Origin of the sequence: Formosa sp. L2A11, from assembly GCF_009796865.1 — a bacterium.
GTDB lineage: Bacteria > Bacteroidota > Bacteroidia > Flavobacteriales > Flavobacteriaceae > Formosa.
The window spans coordinates 2,444,223-2,463,516 of record NZ_CP047028.1 but is presented as its reverse complement, the minus strand read 5'-3'; the positions used below and the strand labels follow the sequence as shown (position 1 = coordinate 2,463,516).

The window sequence follows — 19,294 nt, the reverse complement described above, 5'->3', positions numbered from 1 at the left end:
ATTACTAACTGAACCCATGGATAACTCAATTATATTAATTGCAGGAGGAGCGCTATTAGGCGTAATAATTGGCTTTATAATAGCCCGAATTTTAGAAAAGAACAATGCATCAAAAATCGTTTCTGATGCAAAAGCAGAAGCAGCAAAACTTGTAAAAGATGCTAACGTTGATGGTGAAGCCATTAAAAAAGATAAAATATTACAAGCTAAAGAGAAATTTATTGAGCTAAAATCTGAACATGAGAAAGTGATTTTAAGTCGCGATAAGAAAATGGCAGAAGCAGAAAAGCGCACAAGAGATAAAGAATCTCAAGTCTCTAATGAGCTTTCTAAAAATAAAAAATTAAATTCAGAATTCGACGCTAAATTAAAAGATTACAATTACAGATTAGATTTCTTAGATAAGAAACAAGAAGAAATAGAGCGACTTCATAAAAGTCAGATCGATCAATTAGAAGTTATTTCTAGTTTATCTGCAGAAGAAGCAAAATCGCAATTAGTAGAGTCATTAAAAGGTGAAGCTAAAAATGATGCTTTAGTATTTATTCAAAGCACTATTGAAGAATCTAAACTTACAGCACAACAAGAAGCAAGAAAAATTATTATTAATACCATCCAACGTATTGGTACAGAAGAAGCGGTAGATAACTGTGTGTCTGTATTTAATATTGAAAGTGACGATGTTAAAGGACGTATTATTGGTCGTGAAGGTCGAAATATTCGTGCTATTGAAGCTGCAACTGGTGTAGAGATTATTGTAGATGATACTCCGGAAGCTATTATCTTATCTTGTTTTGATTCTGTACGTCGTGAAGTCGCACGTTTATCGTTACATAAATTAGTAACAGATGGTCGTATTCACCCAGCACGTATTGAAGAGATTGTTAAGAAAACAAGAAAACAAATTGAACAAGAAATTATTGAAGTTGGTAAACGTACAGTAATAGATCTTGGAATACACAATTTACATCCAGAGCTTATTAAAATGGTAGGACGTATGAAATACCGTTCGTCTTACGGTCAAAACTTACTACAACACTCGCGTGAAGTGGCTAAGCTTTGTGGAATTATGGCAGCAGAATTAGGATTGAATCCGAAATTAGCTAAACGTGCCGGATTATTACACGATATAGGAAAAGTGCCAGATGCAGAAGTAGATATGGAAACGCCTCACGCTATTTTAGGTATGCAATGGGCAGAGAAATACGGAGAGAAAGACGATGTTATTAATGCCATTGGAGCTCACCACGACGAAATAGAAATGAAGTGTTTATTAGCTCCAATTATTCAGGTTTGTGATGCCATTTCAGGTGCAAGACCAGGAGCAAGACGTCAGGTTTTAGATAGTTATATACAACGTTTAAAAGATCTTGAAGATATTGCATTTGGTTTCCCAGGAGTTAAGAAAGCATACGCTATTCAAGCCGGTAGAGAATTACGTGTGATTGTTGAAAGTGAAAAAGTAACAGATCAAAACGCATCGGACTTATCATTCAACATTTCTCAAAAAATTCAAACAGATATGACCTATCCTGGTCAAGTAAAAGTTACTGTTATTAGAGAAACAAGAGCTGTAAATATTGCGAAGTAATATTTAAAGTTACATTTATATAAAATTTAAAAATCCAGCTATTTAGCTGGATTTTTTGTTTTTATCATGTAAATTGTAATACACTTTAAAGACGATATATATAACATATGTTTTATATATTTATGTTGTACTCCATTAAAAAGACATCAATCATGTATACTGAACCAATACCTATTTATGATTATTCGGAATTAGAAAAACTAATTCGAAATAGTGAAATTCATGGAGATATTGTAATTAGAGGTGAAAGAATTACTAAGATAAATGGTGTAAAAAAGATAATTGGCAACTTTGGATTAGCCTCTTCTACAATAATTGATTTAGGAGAACTAGAGGAAGTTATAGGTGATTTTTGGGTTAGTTCATACTCTAATGAAACAAAAATAACTTCACTATGTAAGATTAATAAAGTATCAGGAGATGTAAGGTTGCGCTATTCTAATATTAAAGATATTGGGGAATTACAAGAAGTAGGAGGAGATATAACTTTAAGGGATACTCTTGTAGAAAATATTTCAAATTTAAAAAGTGTTGGTGGTAATCTATTTCTACCAAAGAGACTTGAGGGTATTATTGATATTGATGGAGTTACAATAAAAGGAAATGTTAGATTTTGGAATGATTGCAAAAGTAGAGTGACTAATAAAACCAAAAAAGAATTAGGATTAATAGAAAGTGATAATGGTGTTCCTTCTTGGAATCATCAATATATTTACAATTACGATGAAATTGAATCAGGTACACAGTCGCAAAAACAGTTCTATCGTGAGTACAAAAGAAATTTTCTTTCAGATACCTATCTAGACTTAAAGGGTAATGATAACTATTCATTTATTCTATTATACGATTTACTCAAAGAATTTGGAGTAGAAATAGATGTTTTAATAGATAAGTATGAGAAAATTACAAAATACTATCCAAAGACAAAAGGTTATGCAGATGGAATACTAATTGAAAAACATTTAGAATTAAAACAATTCCAAAAAGCATGGGATATAAAATATAACAATAATCATCATATTGGGATTATCTCAATCGTTGAATTTGAGAGGAACATTGGACACTCTTTGTTAGATGGTAAATTAATATCAAGACTTGGAGGTACATCACATCTAACAAATTTTGGGCAGGGTAACCTAAAAGAAGTTTATCCTTTCGTGATTGACGAGTTAAAAAACTACGAAAAGGAAAAAGGAAAACCTTTCTTCGGATTGTTTTTTGAAAATGGAAAACTATACCAAAAGAAAGAGGACAAAAGTTTATTGTCAAAATTTGGCTTAGGTGTAAAGATAAAGGTCACTAAATTCAGTGATATGTATGATGTTGATTATTACAAACAGTACTTTTTATCAGAGGATGAGTTATACAAAGCATTCGACGACCAAGGTAAAAACCTTGATTATACACCTGAAATAACTCATGTTGTTGAAAAATCAATATTTAATCAGTTCCGAATTATATTAAAAAAAGCCGAGGATTTATACCGTGAATCTATTGGCATGCCAAAAATTGGAGAAGGATGGATTAGTGAAACTGAATTGTTTTATAAAATAAAGACTTCATTTTCAGATTTAGAGGTAATTCAACATGCTTCTCCTAAATGGTTAGGTAGACAACATTTAGACATCTATATACCAGGAAGGAATATAGGTGTTGAATATCAAGGTAAACAACATTATCAAGCAGTTGATTTTTTTGGTGGGCAAGAAGCATTGGAAAAAACCATTGAACGTGATAAAAGGAAGATGGAAAAGTGTAAAGTGAATAATTGTACTTTAATAATTGTTGATGAAGGATATGATTTTGAAGTAGTGAAGAGAAAAATAAAACGTGCAATAACGGAGTACAACAAAGTACTGTGGTAAAAAACAAGTAAAAAGGCATTAATTTTGACACTATCCTAAAAAGTGTGTAAGTTCAAAATTTCAGGGTTAAGTTATTTATAGCTTAATCCTGTTTTCAAATATAGCTAAAAATTGATTTAGTATCACTCCCCAATTCCTGATGGGCATTGTCCATTTTTTAGTACTTTCTCTGAGGGCTAGAAAGACCGATTTCATAACGGCTTCATCTGTTGGAAACGAGAGTTTGTTTTTGGTGTATTTCCTTATTTTTCCGTTTAGGTTTTCTATAAGGTTTGTGGTGTAAATAATGGTTCTTATCTCAATAGGAAAATCAAAGAATACTGTAAGCTCATCCCAATTATTTTCCCAACTTTTAATGGCGTAAGAATATTTAGAATCCCATTTAGTTTTGAAGTCATTTAAAGCAGCTTTTGCTGCTTCTTTTGTAGGAGCAGTATAGATTTGCTTCATATCACGAGTAAATTCCTTTTTGTCCTTCCAGACCACGTAACGACACGAATTTCTTATTTGATGCACAACACATATTTGTGTTGTTGAGTTCGGAAAAATAGTTTTAATAGTATCTGTAAATCCATTTAAATTATCGGTAGCTGTGATAAGTATATCTTGAGTTCCTCGAGCTTTAATATCGGTTAAAACACTCATCCAAAAGGCTGAAGATTCATTTTTACCTAACCATAATCCTAGGACTTCCTTTTTGCCATCAGTTCTCAGGCCTACTGCAATATAAATAGTCTTGTTTATGACTTTAGAGTTTTCCCTAACTTTAAATACGATGCCATCCATCCAAACAATTAGGTAAGTGGCCTCCAAAGGCCTGTTCCGCCAAGCAATAACATCTTCGGTTATCTTATCTGTAATCCTTGAAATAGTAGATGTAGAAATATTAAAATCGTACAGCTCACGTATTTGTTCTTCAATATCACTGTTACTCATGCCTTTGGCATAAAGCGATATAATAATATTTTCGATGCCTTCTGTTGTACTTTCTCTTTTCTTTACAATTAAAGGATTAAAAGAACTATCACGGTCTCGAGGAACTTGAATCTCTGTTTCTCCTAAAACGGATTTTAATTTCTTTTTAGTGTAACCATTTCGAAGATTGGCTGCTTTACTTTTTTTGTGCTTATCGTAGTCTAAATGGGCATCTAGTTCCCCTTCTAGTAACTTCTCAATACCACGTTTGTGCAACTGTTCTAAAAAGGATGTTAGCTCTGGTGCATTCTTGAATTGCTTTAAAAAGTCTTCGTTTAATAAATCTTCTGGTTTCATAAGTGTGTAAAAGTTAAAATTAATGAATAAAAAAATCTCAGATTAATATTTAACCTGAGATTTTAAAACTTACACAGTTTATGAGATACTGCCTTAATTTTCCACTAAAACACTTCTATAATTATTATCATAGGTTAATCCTGATTTAGCTATGGCAAAAGCTTGTTTTAGGAGCTTATTACACACGGCTATTAATGCTAATTTTTTACTTTTTCCTTTGGCAACTAATCGGTCGTATATTGCTTTACAAGCATAGTTATACTTACAAGCATTAAAACTGCACATAAATAATAAATTCCGAAGCTTTTGATTACCTATTTTACTGATTCGCGGGCGTCCTTTTACACTACTTCCACTTTGTCGTATTACAGGGGTTAATCCGGCATAACTGCATAATTCACTACCACTTGTAAAACGATCAAATCCATCCGTTAAAACCACCAACATTAGAGATGTTTTTGGACCAATTCCTGGAATAGTTTTTAAGCGTGTTAAAACACCTTGATGTACTTCTTTTACTAAAACTAACAATTTATCTTCTATCATTTTCATCTCTTTCTGAACCTGTTTCATGTTACGTTTTAAAGAACTTACAACAACTTTACTTGGATGCCCTAAAACAGCTTCTCCATGTAATTTATTTTTCAACATAGTGCTCTGCTTTGTATACACAGAAAGGAGTCTGGTCATCTGAAGGCATTCTAATTGATGCTTTGAATTTCCTTTCCTAAGCTTTAATTCTACATGTTTGGCATACTCACAAATCAACTTAGAGTCACTTTTATCTGTCTTGATTTTTGACAACTTCATTTGTATAAAACGTTTTACTGCTAATGGGTTCTCTACGGAAACCTTAACGCCTTCTTCTTGTAAATAATAGGCTAATTGGTAATGATAATAACCTGTGGCTTCCATGACACAATGACTATTAGCATCTAACAGTTTTAAGAACTTTTTAAAGCCCATAGGGTTGTTTTAAACTGGTAATATTTCCCTTCAGAATCCGTAACATCAAAAACTAAATGACTGATGTCAATTCCAAAATATTTAATATCTTTATTCATAACAATATAGTATTTGAAAGTACTAGCTACGCGAGTTTCAACGACTTAAAATCGAGGTCTTAAAGCCTCATAGAACTGTACGAAATCTGTGTAGAAAAAGAGAGGGGATTTTCAATGTTGACGAGATCTATAGTCTCTGCGTATATAATAACCTTATTCCTCTCTTTTGTGCTTTCTCTTTTATAGGTTTAAATTAGTCTTTTTTATTATAATGCTAACTTAAGCCGTATATAATTTATTACTAATTTTAGTTTGTTTGGAAACTCCTTCTTATTCCCCAATATTAAGGGTTTTAATGCTTAAAACACACAAGTATTCTATACACATAAACGTTACTATTAATTAGAATGAACTACACTAACAAGAAAATAATTGAACGATTTGAATTAGGCGAAAATTTAAAATTTTTACTGTTTTGGGGGCATAAAAAATCTGAAATAATAACTAAATCTTGTTTCAGTCAATGGTACGAATCCCCTTTTAAGGTTAATGGAATTGAATTTCAAACTGCGGAACATTTTATGATGGCAGAAAAAGCTTTGCTGTTTAATGACAAAGATATTTATGAACAAATAATTAAGAGTTCAAAAGCAGAAACAGTTAAAGCACTGGGGAGAAAAGTCAAGAACTTCAATCAACAAATTTGGGAAGAAAATAGATTTGAAATAGTTGTAAGAGGTAATTTTCATAAGTTCAGTCAGAACACCAAATTATCTAAATTTTTATGCGACACTAATAACCAAATTTTAGTTGAGGCAAGTCCTGTAGACACTATCTGGGGAATTGGACTCGCACAGAATAATGAAGATTCTGAAAATCCTTCCTGCTGGCATGGACTTAATTTACTAGGTTACGCCTTAATGGAAACAAGAGATATTCTTAATGAAATTGGAGAATTTAAAACTCTTGAAAATCCGATTTTACCACCTTGGTTAGCTTATCCTGAAATAGACAAATATAGCATAGGTTGGCGAATGGGGTATGGAGAAACTCATATTATAAAAGTCAGTAAATACATGAACAGCTTGAGTAAATCTGAAAAGAAAATTTATAAACTAACTTATCCTGAAATTGGAGAATGGAAAGGTTGGTATACTAACAATTAAAAAACTAAAGGCAATAACATATCTAATTAATTGTCTGCTTCTCGTCTACTTTCAAAAATACACAAGCATTTACTATTCGGTTTGTATGTTCTAAATTAGTTACTTTATTAGCTGAAAAAATCAGACAAAGACACGCTAAAAATAACTTAACACATTTACATAAAAGCTTATTATTCTTTGTGAATTTTTGTTAAAAATTAAAGATTAAATCTATTTATGAAAATGAGATTAATAGTATTGTATTTTAATTGCAATCTATTTATGAAGAAATTAATTATTATTTGCACTTTCCTTTTTGTGAATCTAATACAATCACAAGAATTAAAAATAAAAGAACTTCTTCCTCCACAATCAAAAGAACACAACGATTTAACATTTCTAAAAAATGAATTACAAGGAAAACAACTTGTAATGCTTGGAGAACAAACTCATAGGTATGGAAACATATTTGAGATGAAAGCACGAGTTTTAGAATATCTTCATCAAGAATTAGGTTTTACAACTATTGCCATGGCATCTTCTATGTACGAAATATGGAAGATGAACAAGAATGGATTCTGATCTATATAACTTTAATGTGAAAAATGTAGAAGAAATAGGAATATGAGTTTCATAAGAAGGAACAAACAGTATTAAATCGTGTAGAATATAATAAAACCTTTTGGGATTCATTTTACAAACAAAAGAAAAGAGAAACATCTGAATAAAAAACGATGGATAACTTAAGCCATATATAATTTATTGCTGGTAATTGCCTACTTACAAAAGTCCTTAAGGATTTTATTGGTTTGTGTTTAATTTGCTAACTTTACTACTTAAACCTACAAGAACACACTAGCAATTTGAGAACAACAAGATGAAAATATATTAGTAGTTCATGACGAAAAATATAGGCAAGAGTTATTGCCTGATCTTGAAGTAGCTCAAAAATAAATTAAACAGAAAGACGGTGAATTTTGGTATAATTATTCTCAAATACTAAGCGCTCTCTCCTACTCTAGTAATATGGATTTACGAAAAAAAAGTAAAATAAATGTTTAAAGCAAAAATAAAGAGTAAACAAGATGAAGATATCTGCATATTAATAAAAGTAGAAAATCATTCATTTAATTACATCTGTGACTGTGGCGAAGCTACAGGTTTAAGTGTAAAAGAATGCCAGAACACAAAAGCAATCTTTATTAGTCATACACATATTGACCATTTTGTAAATTTTGACACCATTTTAAGGCATCAAATTGGAACTGGAAGAAAAGTAATTATTTGTGGCCCAAAGGGAATAATTAATCAAGTTCAAAATCGAATAAAAAGTTATTGTTGGAATTTAATTGAAAAAGATGCTATTTCTTACGAGATAAGAGAAATACAAGAACATGGCACTATTAAAACGGCCACAATAAACCCGCCATTTTGGGAACAAGAAGAAAAAGGAGAAATAACAGGTTCTAAAATTTTTGAAGAAAAAGATTTTTGTGTCGAATTTGAAATTCTTGACCATAAAACAGATTCTATCTCTTACTTATTTAAAGCAAATGATAAAATAAAAATAGCACTCGATAATAATTTTAAAGGAGGAAAATGGGTCGCCGATTTAAAAAAATCTTTCGAAATGAATACAGAAGATGTAATGATTGATGTTCATGGAGTTAATCATTTATCTAAAGATCTTTTTTATATGGTAAAAAAAGAAGAAGGAGAAAAATTAGGAGTTATTATGGACCATGCTGCAAATGCAGAAAATCATAAAAAAATTAAAAACAGATTTTTTAAGTGTGATCACGTTTTTATTGAATGTTTTTATAAAGACGAAGACAAACAATTTGCAAGTAGCAATTATCATAGTTACGCCTCTATGTCTGGGCAAATTATGAAAGCATGTGAAGTTAAAAAAGCTATTCCTGTTCATTTTTCTCGTAAATATGGAACAGAAGAAATTGAAGAATTATTAATACAATTTGAAAAAGCAAAAAACAATTAAAATAAAATGGCAGAATTTAATAATCAAGATCAAAAATTTATAGCATTTATATTTGGTGGACTTGATCACGGAATTGACTCTATAAGAAACTTTGGCGGACCATTAATTCCCTTTATAATGACCCAATCTGGAGATAAAAAAGAGCTAAAAAGATTTGTTACAGAAAAATATGAAGACGGAATTATAGCAGCAGAAAACACTTTAAAAAGTATGACTATAAAACCGGATTTTGCATTAATTGCATTTGACGGGTTTATAAACTGGGAAGAAAAAAAATATGATGCTATTATTGTTCATGCATTTGACAAAACTCAAGACGAGGGTTTTAAATTATGTCAACGTTATATACCAAAAGAAAATGAAGACGGCATTGAACCCATTGGAAATTCTGCTTTATTAGGAAAATCTCATCATATTATTACATAAGAGAACCCTGTATATAAACCGTTTACAATGAATTACCACCTCTAGCCTACTCAAAAAAATCTTATTAAAAGTGCTATTCGGTTTTTCTTTGCTAAATTTATACCGTTTAAATAAGCAACTAACTTATACCTGTTTTGGGCAATATTATTAATCTGTAACTCTAAAACAGCTTACAATTCACATCTGTTTCGCTATAAACTAATTAAAAAAATACACGCTGTGTGTTACTAAAATAATACAATGAAAAAAGTAGTTCTATTCCATATAATTATATTATTATTTTCTTGTAATCAGGCAAATAATAAAACCGTAGAAAGCAGCAATTTAAAAGAAACGGGAACAGAATCTAATATAAAAAAAGATTCTATTAAAGAGTTAAACAACAAATTAGAAAGTGCTAAAACCAATCCTTTAAAGGAGGATTACAAGAACATTACAATTCTTTTTAACTTGAGTCCGTTATCAATATTTGATAAAACAACAGACGGTCTTAGTCTTTCCGAAAAAAAAGAGTTGCTCAAAAACGGAGAATCCGATTCTTGGAAGATTATCACTAAAAATCAGACACAACTAGCAATTCAAAATAAAAATAATTCTAGTCAGGTTACCTTCTATTTTTTAAAAAATAAAGACAATTTAGATGGTCTTTTATGTGCCGAGATAGTAAATGGAGAAAACAACAATATATATTCATGGAAATATTTCAATAAAACTGAAACCCTTCAAGAAACTAACATATTAAAAAAATATAATGCCAATGATTTTGTTAGTAAAGCAGATAAATTACCAGATACATATCAACCCGTATTGCATTATACGTTTATAAATAACAAAACCATAGAAGTATCACTTTACACTTGGATGGAGAAAGAATTTGAAACACGTAAAATCGTTAATAAAATATTTTTGATATGGAATGGAGACCATTTTGCAGAAAAAATTGAAAGCATAAAAAACTAAAAGTTACATAAATAGCTTTAAGTAATACAGCGTTAATGTTTAACCCAAAGTGTATTTTTATTCCAGTACTAACGTATAAATGATGCTATTTATTTAATGAGACTCACAGCATTAATAAACATGATAGAAAAAAATAATTCAATATTTAGATACTATCTAGAACTAAATTAAAAATGATTAGCGAAAAAGAACAAACACATATAAGTAAGTTTTTAAGTTTAGTATTAAGACACAAACCTGAAACAATTGGTATAAAACTTGACCAAAATGGCTGGATTGAAATTAATGAATTGATTAATAAATCTAGTAAATACGGCGTTAATTTTGATAGAGACACCTTAAACCATATTGTTGCAACCAATTCCAAAAAACGATTTGCTTTTAATGATAAACAAGATAAAATAAGAGCAAGTCAAGGGCATTCTATAGCAATACAATTAGGTTATAAAAATCAAAAACCACCTGAAATACTTTTTCACGGTACAGCAGAAAAATCTTTACAATCTATTTTAGAAAAAGGACTAAAAAAACAAGACAGACAACACGTTCACTTAAGTAGCAATATTGAAACCGCTACAAAGGTAGGACAACGTCACGGAAAGCCTTATGTGTTTTTAGTTCTCGCAGAGCAAATGTATAAAGACAATTTCGAGTTCTTTCTTTCAGAAAATGGAGTCTGGCTAACAAATAATGTTCCTAAAAAATATTTAAAACAGAAATGAAAAATTAGCCACATAATTACATTTTAATCAACATGAAAAAACACCTAGCCACATACATATTAATGCTATTTATGTAAAACCTTTATACAGCTCACAAACAAGTAATTAATTAATATACTAACACTTAACAACATCAATTCTAAATAATTTTTTAGTTATTAATTATTAACTTACTGTCCTCTAAATCAGGATCACTTTTCATAGACTAAGTGTTTCACACAATTTAAAAAAATGAGAATACGATTAAAATATGTATTCAGAAAAGGAATAATAGCATTCGGTATTTTGTCCCTATTTCTGTATTTTAAAGAAGGCCTAGATTACACACTTCCTTTTATAATTATATGCGTTTTATTTACAATTGGTTATAGTTTAATTTCTCTAACAATAAGTAAAAAAGATATAAATAGTAATTCCATAAAAAAAACGAAATAACCTTAACCAAATAACCACAAAAACCATGACTTACATTATTCCATTAATTATTATTCTAGCCATTGGCGGATATTTTTTTTACATGAAAAAATCTGGAAAATTTGATGCTTTAGGAAATAATTATGTAGAAGCAGAAAAAGAAGCTACAGAAAAATTTGATGACTATTTTAAAGACTTCAAAAATGATCCGAATACTTTTAAACCCATAGTAGATATTGTTGGAGGAGATTTTGATGCAATAGCTTCATGTAAAAAACCAAAAAGTGTAGTTGGCGCTGTTGCAGACACAGCAAAAACAATGCTTACTGGTGTTGTTGTTGAAAACACAAATGAGCATCTATTAGTGCTTCAAAATAATAAAATTCATTATATAGAATACAATACGGGCAGTAAAACTTCTGCTGAACATTGGGAGTTTACCAAACAAAACATTAGTAATCTTGAGTTTAAAAAAGGACAATTAACAGATAATTTAAACCAATCTATGTCTTTTAAATTAAAAAATGGCGGTGAAAGTGGTGATTCTCAAAAAAACAGTGACTTACATAAATTATCTTTTGAAAGTAAAGATAAAAAGTATGCGTTTTTTGTTTACGACGCTGTAGAATTTGGATCTGGTTTTGAAGTAGAAAATGAAATTGGAAATATGGCAATGAATCAGACTAAAGATGATGTGTTAAAAGGAACACTTTTACCTCATAAATTAGGAAAATTATTCTTTGATAAGATACAGCGTTTCGCACTATAACTAATTGATATTAAATCAATTTTAACCTGTAGTCATATTTCGATAAAAGACATAATTAAAGACATAATAAATGGATTTAACCAAAGATTATACAAGTGAAACGATACATCTAAAACCTGATTATGAGGGAGAAGTAACTGCAGTTTTAACGGCTTCAAACTATAATAAAGGCAATAGAAAAAGCCTGTTGTATATACACGGTTATGTAGACTATTTTTTTCATCCACATTTAGGAGAACAATTTAATGCGCACGATTTTGATTTTTATGCGCTCGACTTAAGAAAACATGGCAGGTCGCTATTACAGCATCAACATCCCAATTATTGTAGAGACATAGAAGAGTATTTTGAGGAAATATCTACTTCTATTAAAACTATTAAAAGTAAAAACAAATCTCTGTTTTTATTGGCGCATTCTACAGGAGGTTTAACGGCTAGCTGTTATATGAATTATGGCAAAGAAAAACATTTAATAGATGGTTTAATTTTAAACTCTCCTTTTCTAGATTTCAATCAATCTAAAATTGAAAAATCACTTACGGTAGGTCTTGCAAATATTATTTCAAAAGTCTCAAATTACGCAAAGATAGAAGGCGCATTATCTCCTGCTTATGCGCAAAGCATTCACAAAGATTTTTACGGAGAATGGGACTTTAATCTAGATTGGAAACCTATAAAAGGATTCCCAACCTATTTTAAGTGGTTATCTGCAATTGCAAGAGCCCAGAAAAGCTTAGAAAAATCAAATATTGAAGTACCTATTTTAATTCTACATTCTTCTAGTTCTTTTAAAACATCAAAATTTTCAAATAGAGCAATGTCAAATGACATTGTCTTAAATATTGAGGACATTAAAAGAGTTGGAAAAAAATTAGGAAAAAAAGTCACTTTATTGCCTTTTGAAAATGGGCTACACGATATATTTTTATCCTCAAAAACAGTCAGAGCACGTAGTTTTGACAACATGTTTTCTTGGCTATCAAAAACCAATTTCAAAAATTAATCCTGCTAAAAAATATATAACGTATTAAAATACGCCATGTACCAAACGTTTATCTAATTAGAACAACAAAAAAAAGACAGACTTGTCTGTATTAAATATATTTTTATATATTTGCAGTATGAAACATAGTGAAGTCAAAAATAGAATTACGGAAACAGCTTCATTTTTATTTTATAAAAATGGGTATAATTCTACTGGTATAAACCAAATAATAGCAGAAGCAGGTATTGCTAAGGCTACGCTTTACAGTCATTTTAAATCTAAAGAAGAGATTTGTTTGGCTTACCTTCAATACAAGAATATCAATTTTATTGAAGATTTTGAAAAGTTCACCACATCAAAACCAAAAGGAACAGATCAGATACTAGCGATATTCGATTTCCTTCAATTATTTTATCAAGATAAAGATTTTAATGGATGTTGGTGTATTAAAACGGTTTCAGAAATACCAAAAGATAATGCCATTATTAGACATGAAATTCAGTCTCAAAAAAACGAATTCATTGCACTTATCACCAAACTTGTTACCAATAATCTAGAACATATAAAAAGTGAGCAAGTCAGTTCACTAGCTAGACAAATTTATTTACTATACGAAAGTGCGGTAGGCGAAAGCCATTTACATCAAAAAGATTGGCCTATTATAGAGTCTAAAAATTTATGTGAAAAAATAATAACTTAAAAAAATTTAAACAAACTAAGACAGACTTGTCTGTCTTTAATTAACAATTCATTATGAAAAAAAATAACACATCAATCGATTACTCAAAACTAGAATTAGGGGAATTCTCAAATTTGACTAAAAATGTATTTCAGCCAAGTCCAGATTTTAAATTAGATGGTAAAAAGTTTATAAAAGATGAGCTCGAATTAACCAGCTCAGAAATATCGTTTAATACAATGGCACCGAATACGGCAATCCCTCTACTTCATAAACACAAAGAGAACGAAGAAATATATATCGCCGTTAAAGGAAAAGGACAATTACTTCTCAATGATAATTATGTAGATCTAAAAGAAGGAACGGTTGTAAGAGTTGCAACAGATACAGAAAGAGCTATCAGAAATAATTCGGATTCACTTTTCTCTTTTATCGTAATACAAGCCAAAGAAAATTCATTCGAAGGAAGCACTGTTTCTGACGGATACTTAATAGAGAAAAAACCAAATTGGAATTAATTAATACTTAAATAAAAAATAAAATGAAAGAATTTGCAAACAAAGTAGCCTTAGTCATTGGCGGAACAAGTGGTATTGGTCAGGCAACAACAAATGCGTTATTAGAAGGCGGTGCAACCGTACATGTTGTAGGAAGAAATACCGATAAAATTGCCGATGCAGCAAACTTAATTAAACACACAGCAAACATATCTAACACCACAGAAGTTGAGGCGCTAATAGCTAAAATTGATGGTTTAGATAACTTAGATTATTTAGTAAATGCTTCAGGGATTTTTGGCCCAAAACCATTTTTAGATCACACTATGGAAGACTATAATTCTTACCAAGATTTAAACAGAGGTTTCTTTTTTATCACACAAAGTGTTGCTAAAAAAATGAAAGCAACTAATGGAGGTTCTATTGTAAACGTAGGTTCTATGTGGGCAAAACAAGCTGTAAAAGCAACACCTTCTTCTGCATATTCTATGCAAAAAGCCGGTTTACATTCCTTAACTCAACATTTAGCAATGGAATTAGCGGACGATAACATTCGTGTAAATGCGGTCTCTCCTGCCCTAGTAAACACGCCTGTGTATCATGGTGTTTTTGGTGGTGAAGAAGCTGCAAAAGAAGCATTGGTTGGCTTTAATGGTTTTCATCCCATAGGTCGTTTTGGTGAATCTGAAGATATTGCCAATAGTATTGTTTTCTTATTATCAGACAAAGCGGCTTGGGTAACAGGTGCTATTTGGGATACCGATGGTGGTGTTATGGCTGGTAGAAACTAAAAAACAAAGGAAGAGGTTGTCTAAAAGTAATTTTTTATGAATCTGAATTTATTTAAGATTCTTTTGAAATTTAAATATCAATAAATTAAGATACTGAAACAAGTTCAGCATGACAAGATTCATTGCTTTTTAAACAACCTCTTCTATTCACATGTCTCAAAATTAATTTGAGACTTCAATTTAAATTATGAAAAAAATAATCTTAACCTTAAGTATTGTTTTACTTTTTATTTCTTGTAAAGCGCAGGTAACAACAGAAACGAACACCGATTCTAATACTTCACAAACTATTAGTGAAAGTAAAAAATCAACTATAAAATATAAAACATTAGCCGTTAATGGCATCAACATCGCCTACAGAGAAGCTGGTAATGTTAATAACCCAACCATTGTTTTGCTGCATGGTTTTCCTGCATCATCATATCAATATCGAAAAGTATTAGCGCAACTCTCTAACGAGTATCATTTAATTGCTCCTGATTACCCTGGTTTTGGTAATAGTGATTTTCCAGATGCTGAAACGTTTGATTATACGTTTGATAATATAGCAACCGTGGTAGATTCCTTTTTAGAGCAAAAAAAGATTAATTCTTATGCGATTATGATTCAAGATTATGGTGCTCCTATTGGTTTTAGATTAGCCACAGCGCATCCTGAAAGAATTACGGCAATTATAAACCAAAACGGAAATGCTTATGAAGCAGGTTTAGGTGAAGCTTGGGCTGGAATAAGAGCACTTTGGAAAAACAGAACTCAAGAAACAGAAAATGCTATATTACCTGCTTTTTCTTTAGAAGGTTTAAAATGGCAATACACACATGGTGTTAGAGATGTTGAAACTGTAGATCCTGATACTTATAATTTAGATTTCTTAAGATTATCTAGACCAAATGCACATGCTGTAAATTTAGATTTGTTTTATGATTATCAGAATAATATGAAACTATATCCAAAATGGCAACAGTATTTAAGAGACCATCAACCACCATTATTAATCGTTTGGGGTAAAAACGATGCGTTTTTTCCTGAAAGTGGTGCCGCAGCTTTTAAAAGAGACGTAAAAAACATAGATTACAACATTTACGATACAGGTCATTTTGCTTTAGAAGAAGATGGCCATGCTATTATTGAAAACATAAGAGTTTTTATGAAAAATCTAAATAAATAGACATACAGTATGAAACAATTTGCACTACTTTTAATAATTATAGCCTCTATATTTGGGTGTAAGAATACAACGGAAAAGAATGAAAAACAGTTCTTTTTACCGCCAGAGACTACGTATAATTATGCGAAAATTGATAGTGTAAAACTGTTTTATAGAGAAGCGGGAGATAAAAACAAGCCAACGCTTGTATTGCTACATGGTTACCCATCGTCTTCCCATTCGTATAGAAACTTGATTCCTATGTTGGCGACGCATTATCATGTTATTGCACCCGATAATTTAGGCTCGGGTTACAGCACGCATTTAGATCCAGCAACAACAAACTATACGTTTGATTTGTTGGCAGCTTATACGGAGAAGTTAATCGATACGCTTCAAATTAAAAACTATGTGATGTACATGCAAGATTTTGGTGCACCGGTTGGTTACCGAATGATGATGAAAAACCCAAAACGAATAGAAGCTTTAATTGTTCAGAATGCCAATGCTTATTTGGAAGGTTTAACGCCCAAGCGACAAGATTTTTTTAGAACAGCACAAACAGATACATCGCAAGCAAAACATGATTTTTTATATAGCTTAACAAGTGAAGATGCCATAATAAATAAGCAGTATTTATTTGATTTAGATAGCACAAATATCAACATTCAAAGTCCAGATGCTTGGACACACGATTTGGAATTTCTAAAATCTAAAAAAGACAGAGAAATTCAGGTGCAGTTATTTCAGGATTATAATACCAATTTAATTCGATACCCTAAATGGCAAAAGATGTTGAGAGACAATCAACCAAAAACATTAATTACTTGGGGAAAAAAAGATTTGAAGTTTAACGCTAATGGAGCGAAGGCGTATTTAAAAGATTTACCCAATGCTGAGTTACACTTATTGGATGCAGGCCATTTTGCAGCTGAAGAAAAAACAAGAGAAATAGCTAAATTAATTTTAGAATTTTTATCTAAAAATGAGATAAAATAACTCGCCACAATTTCATGTAAAATTAATACTCAAACAACGTCAGTTACATGTTTGTAATGTCTGATTTTAATACAGAAAACCCTCACCAAAACCGTATATAATTAATTGGTGGCTTTTGCCTACTTTTAAAATATTATCATCTTTACTTTCCTTTTTTATTCACTAAATGGGGGACTTACTTTATGCTACAAAGCAGAAATAAACAGACTATTATGTCCTTTATTTTTTATACTTCTAATTTCTTACTCACAAAACAAATCAAATGTAAATGGTTGAAAGCGTATAATACGTATCGATTAGATAGTATTGAGGATTCTACATATAAAACATTCTTCAATCATATTAAATTAAGTGAAGTAACTAATCTCATACTTGTTTAAAACAGAACAAAAATATTTGGTTGTCACACTGAAAACAGTATATATCCAGACAAACTAAGGAAAATTGGAGGTGTGAATACAAAAATATACCATCGGTAATTCACAATTTTAACCATCGTTTTTTTTAAACTATAAGAATTAGTACGGAATCTGTTTAGAAAGAAAATTTTAAATAGTAACAAGACCTCTGCCGCTCTGTATATAATAACTTTATTACTCCGTTTTATGCTTTATTTTTTATTAAAATGTTAACTTAGTACATATAAATTTTAGTACTTTAATTGTATACAATCACGTAGTTCCTCTCCTAGTAAAAAAGCAAAATAGAAGATTAAAAAAGAATACTTAAGACTGATTTTCAATACAATAAAAAATATTAGTTAAGATCTAAATAAATAACAATGAATTTAGTAAATAAAACACAAGAAGGCTTATTATCCGACCCTACTCCATTTGTAGAGTACTTAACCTTAGAATTAAAAGAGGATAAATATAAAGCAGAAACTGTTTTTGACATATTAGATGAATTTTTAAAAATTTCGAAATCTATTGGTCAAAAAGATACCACTGCTTTAATGACGGTTACCATTGGGTTTTCATTCAAAGGATGGACTTCTTTATTCCCTAATGAACCAATACCAAATGAATTACATCCATTTATTGAAATGAAGTATGCAGATAGACATTTTCCTTCAACTCCAGGAGATATCTTTTTAATGGTAAAATCTATGAGAATGGATTTAAACTACCAAGCATCAAAATATATTCTTTCTACATTTAAACCAATAGCTAATCCAATTCAAGATATTCAAGGTTATAAATATTTAGACAATAGAGACCTAATCGATTTTGTAGATGGTACAGAAAACCCAAAGAGTATAGAGCGTGCTAAAGCTGTTATTATAGACTCCGAGCCGTATATTGGAGGTAGTTATCTTATTGTACAACAATATATTGATAAACAAGAAAAGTGGGATTCACAAACAACAGAATATCAAGAAGGAGTAATAGGTAGAACAAAAGTAGACGACATAGAAATCGCAGACGACAAGAAGATGCCTTATGCACACAATGTAAAATCTAAAGTAGAGATTGACGGGGTAGAAATTAAAATGTTACGCCAAAATAGAGCTTTTGGAAATGCCATGGAGCACGGAACCATGTTTATAGGTTTTGCAAAGGCAGCAAGTATAATGGAAACATCTTTAAAACAAATGATAGAACCCGGAGAAAAAGGACATCACGATAAATTATTGGATTTTGTAACTGCAAAAACAGGAACACTTTATTTTATTCCGCCACAAAATTTCTTAGATAAAATAAGTAATTAGTAAATGTAGATTAAGTGCGTACTTAATTTAAGTTATTCAAAAACATAAATCAACTTACAATAACTAAGTATTCGGCTCGCCGATAGGCCAGAGCTGAATATTGTGTTGACGAAGTCGGCAGAAGATGTCTCTTATGGGGAAAACGATGTGTTTAGGGAAGGATGCTTTGGTAATCGATTGTAGTTTACATGTTTAAACTACGCTGATTAGTCTTTATTTGGAAGAGATTGTTTCTTTTTTCGGTAACACTTAATATAATTTCACTTTATAATGGCTTAAATTTTAAGTTTAGCCATTAAGAGGTCTGTCCGCGCTTGC

17 protein-coding genes and 1 pseudogene are annotated in these 19,294 nt (G+C 30.6%); 16 read left to right on the top strand and 2 right to left on the bottom strand.

What is annotated here, in order from left to right; all coding sequences use genetic code 11:
- Window positions 1-16 precede the first annotated feature (16 nt).
- Complete coding sequence (gene rny / locus GQR95_RS10645) at window positions 17-1,591, top strand: ribonuclease Y (RefSeq protein ID WP_159023139.1); 1,575 nt, start codon at window positions 17-19, stop codon at window positions 1,589-1,591.
- A gap of 152 nt (window positions 1,592-1,743) precedes the next feature.
- Window positions 1,744-3,456, top strand: a complete 1,713-nt coding sequence (locus GQR95_RS10640) for a hypothetical protein (protein WP_159023138.1) — start codon at window positions 1,744-1,746, stop codon at window positions 3,454-3,456.
- Window positions 3,457-3,531: 75 nt separating this feature from the next.
- Here the strand turns inward: GQR95_RS10640 and GQR95_RS10635 are convergent, their stop codons facing one another.
- Both GQR95_RS10635 and GQR95_RS10630 read right to left on the bottom strand, forming a co-directional pair.
- On the bottom strand, window positions 3,532-4,728 hold the full coding sequence (locus GQR95_RS10635; RefSeq protein WP_159023137.1) for an IS256 family transposase: 1,197 nt from the start codon (window positions 4,726-4,728) through the stop codon (window positions 3,532-3,534).
- Window positions 4,729-4,821: 93 nt separating this feature from the next.
- Window positions 4,822-5,792, bottom strand: a pseudogene (locus GQR95_RS10630) (IS110 family transposase).
- Between the two features lie 347 nt (window positions 5,793-6,139).
- Here GQR95_RS10630 and GQR95_RS10625 point away from each other — a divergent pair.
- From GQR95_RS10625 to GQR95_RS10560, 14 genes are all read left to right on the top strand, one after another.
- Entirely contained in the window at window positions 6,140-6,898 is a 759-nt protein-coding gene (locus tag GQR95_RS10625; protein WP_159023136.1) for an NADAR family protein, read from the top strand.
- Window positions 6,899-7,195: 297 nt separating this feature from the next.
- Entirely contained in the window at window positions 7,196-7,459 is a 264-nt protein-coding gene (locus GQR95_RS10620) for a hypothetical protein (RefSeq protein ID WP_159023135.1), read from the top strand.
- 472 nt (window positions 7,460-7,931) lie between these two features.
- The gene (locus tag GQR95_RS10615) at window positions 7,932-8,876 is read left to right on the top strand and encodes a peptidase (protein WP_159023134.1); all 945 of its coding nucleotides are present in this window, start codon (window positions 7,932-7,934) and stop codon (window positions 8,874-8,876) included.
- A 6-nt stretch (window positions 8,877-8,882) separates the two neighbouring features.
- Complete coding sequence (locus tag GQR95_RS10610) at window positions 8,883-9,302, top strand: hypothetical protein (protein ID WP_159023133.1); 420 nt, start codon at window positions 8,883-8,885, stop codon at window positions 9,300-9,302.
- Between the two features lie 240 nt (window positions 9,303-9,542).
- The gene (locus tag GQR95_RS10605) at window positions 9,543-10,262 is read left to right on the top strand and encodes a hypothetical protein (protein ID WP_159023132.1); all 720 of its coding nucleotides are present in this window, start codon (window positions 9,543-9,545) and stop codon (window positions 10,260-10,262) included.
- A 173-nt stretch (window positions 10,263-10,435) separates the two neighbouring features.
- The gene (locus GQR95_RS10600; protein WP_159023131.1) at window positions 10,436-10,984 is read left to right on the top strand and encodes an RNA 2'-phosphotransferase; all 549 of its coding nucleotides are present in this window, start codon (window positions 10,436-10,438) and stop codon (window positions 10,982-10,984) included.
- A gap of 460 nt (window positions 10,985-11,444) precedes the next feature.
- Window positions 11,445-12,167 carry a hypothetical protein gene (locus GQR95_RS10595; RefSeq protein ID WP_159023130.1) on the top strand — a complete coding sequence of 241 codons (723 nt, stop codon included), beginning with the start codon at window positions 11,445-11,447 and terminating at the stop codon, window positions 12,165-12,167.
- A 70-nt stretch (window positions 12,168-12,237) separates the two neighbouring features.
- The gene (locus tag GQR95_RS10590; RefSeq protein WP_159023129.1) at window positions 12,238-13,170 is read left to right on the top strand and encodes an alpha/beta hydrolase; all 933 of its coding nucleotides are present in this window, start codon (window positions 12,238-12,240) and stop codon (window positions 13,168-13,170) included.
- A 118-nt stretch (window positions 13,171-13,288) separates the two neighbouring features.
- Window positions 13,289-13,852 (top strand): TetR/AcrR family transcriptional regulator, encoded by a 564-nt coding sequence (locus GQR95_RS10585; RefSeq protein WP_159023128.1) that lies wholly within the window; start codon window positions 13,289-13,291, stop codon window positions 13,850-13,852.
- A gap of 53 nt (window positions 13,853-13,905) precedes the next feature.
- Entirely contained in the window at window positions 13,906-14,349 is a 444-nt protein-coding gene (locus tag GQR95_RS10580; RefSeq protein WP_159023127.1) for a cupin domain-containing protein, read from the top strand.
- Window positions 14,350-14,372: 23 nt separating this feature from the next.
- Window positions 14,373-15,119 (top strand): SDR family NAD(P)-dependent oxidoreductase, encoded by a 747-nt coding sequence (locus GQR95_RS10575; protein WP_159023126.1) that lies wholly within the window; start codon window positions 14,373-14,375, stop codon window positions 15,117-15,119.
- 187 nt (window positions 15,120-15,306) lie between these two features.
- Window positions 15,307-16,287, top strand: coding sequence for an alpha/beta fold hydrolase (locus tag GQR95_RS10570; protein ID WP_159023125.1), 981 nt, complete (start codon window positions 15,307-15,309; stop codon window positions 16,285-16,287).
- Window positions 16,288-16,296: 9 nt separating this feature from the next.
- Window positions 16,297-17,265 (top strand): alpha/beta fold hydrolase, encoded by a 969-nt coding sequence (locus tag GQR95_RS10565; RefSeq protein ID WP_159023124.1) that lies wholly within the window; start codon window positions 16,297-16,299, stop codon window positions 17,263-17,265.
- A gap of 781 nt (window positions 17,266-18,046) precedes the next feature.
- Window positions 18,047-18,976, top strand: a complete 930-nt coding sequence (locus tag GQR95_RS10560; protein ID WP_159023123.1) for a Dyp-type peroxidase — start codon at window positions 18,047-18,049, stop codon at window positions 18,974-18,976.
- Window positions 18,977-19,294 lie beyond the last annotated feature (318 nt).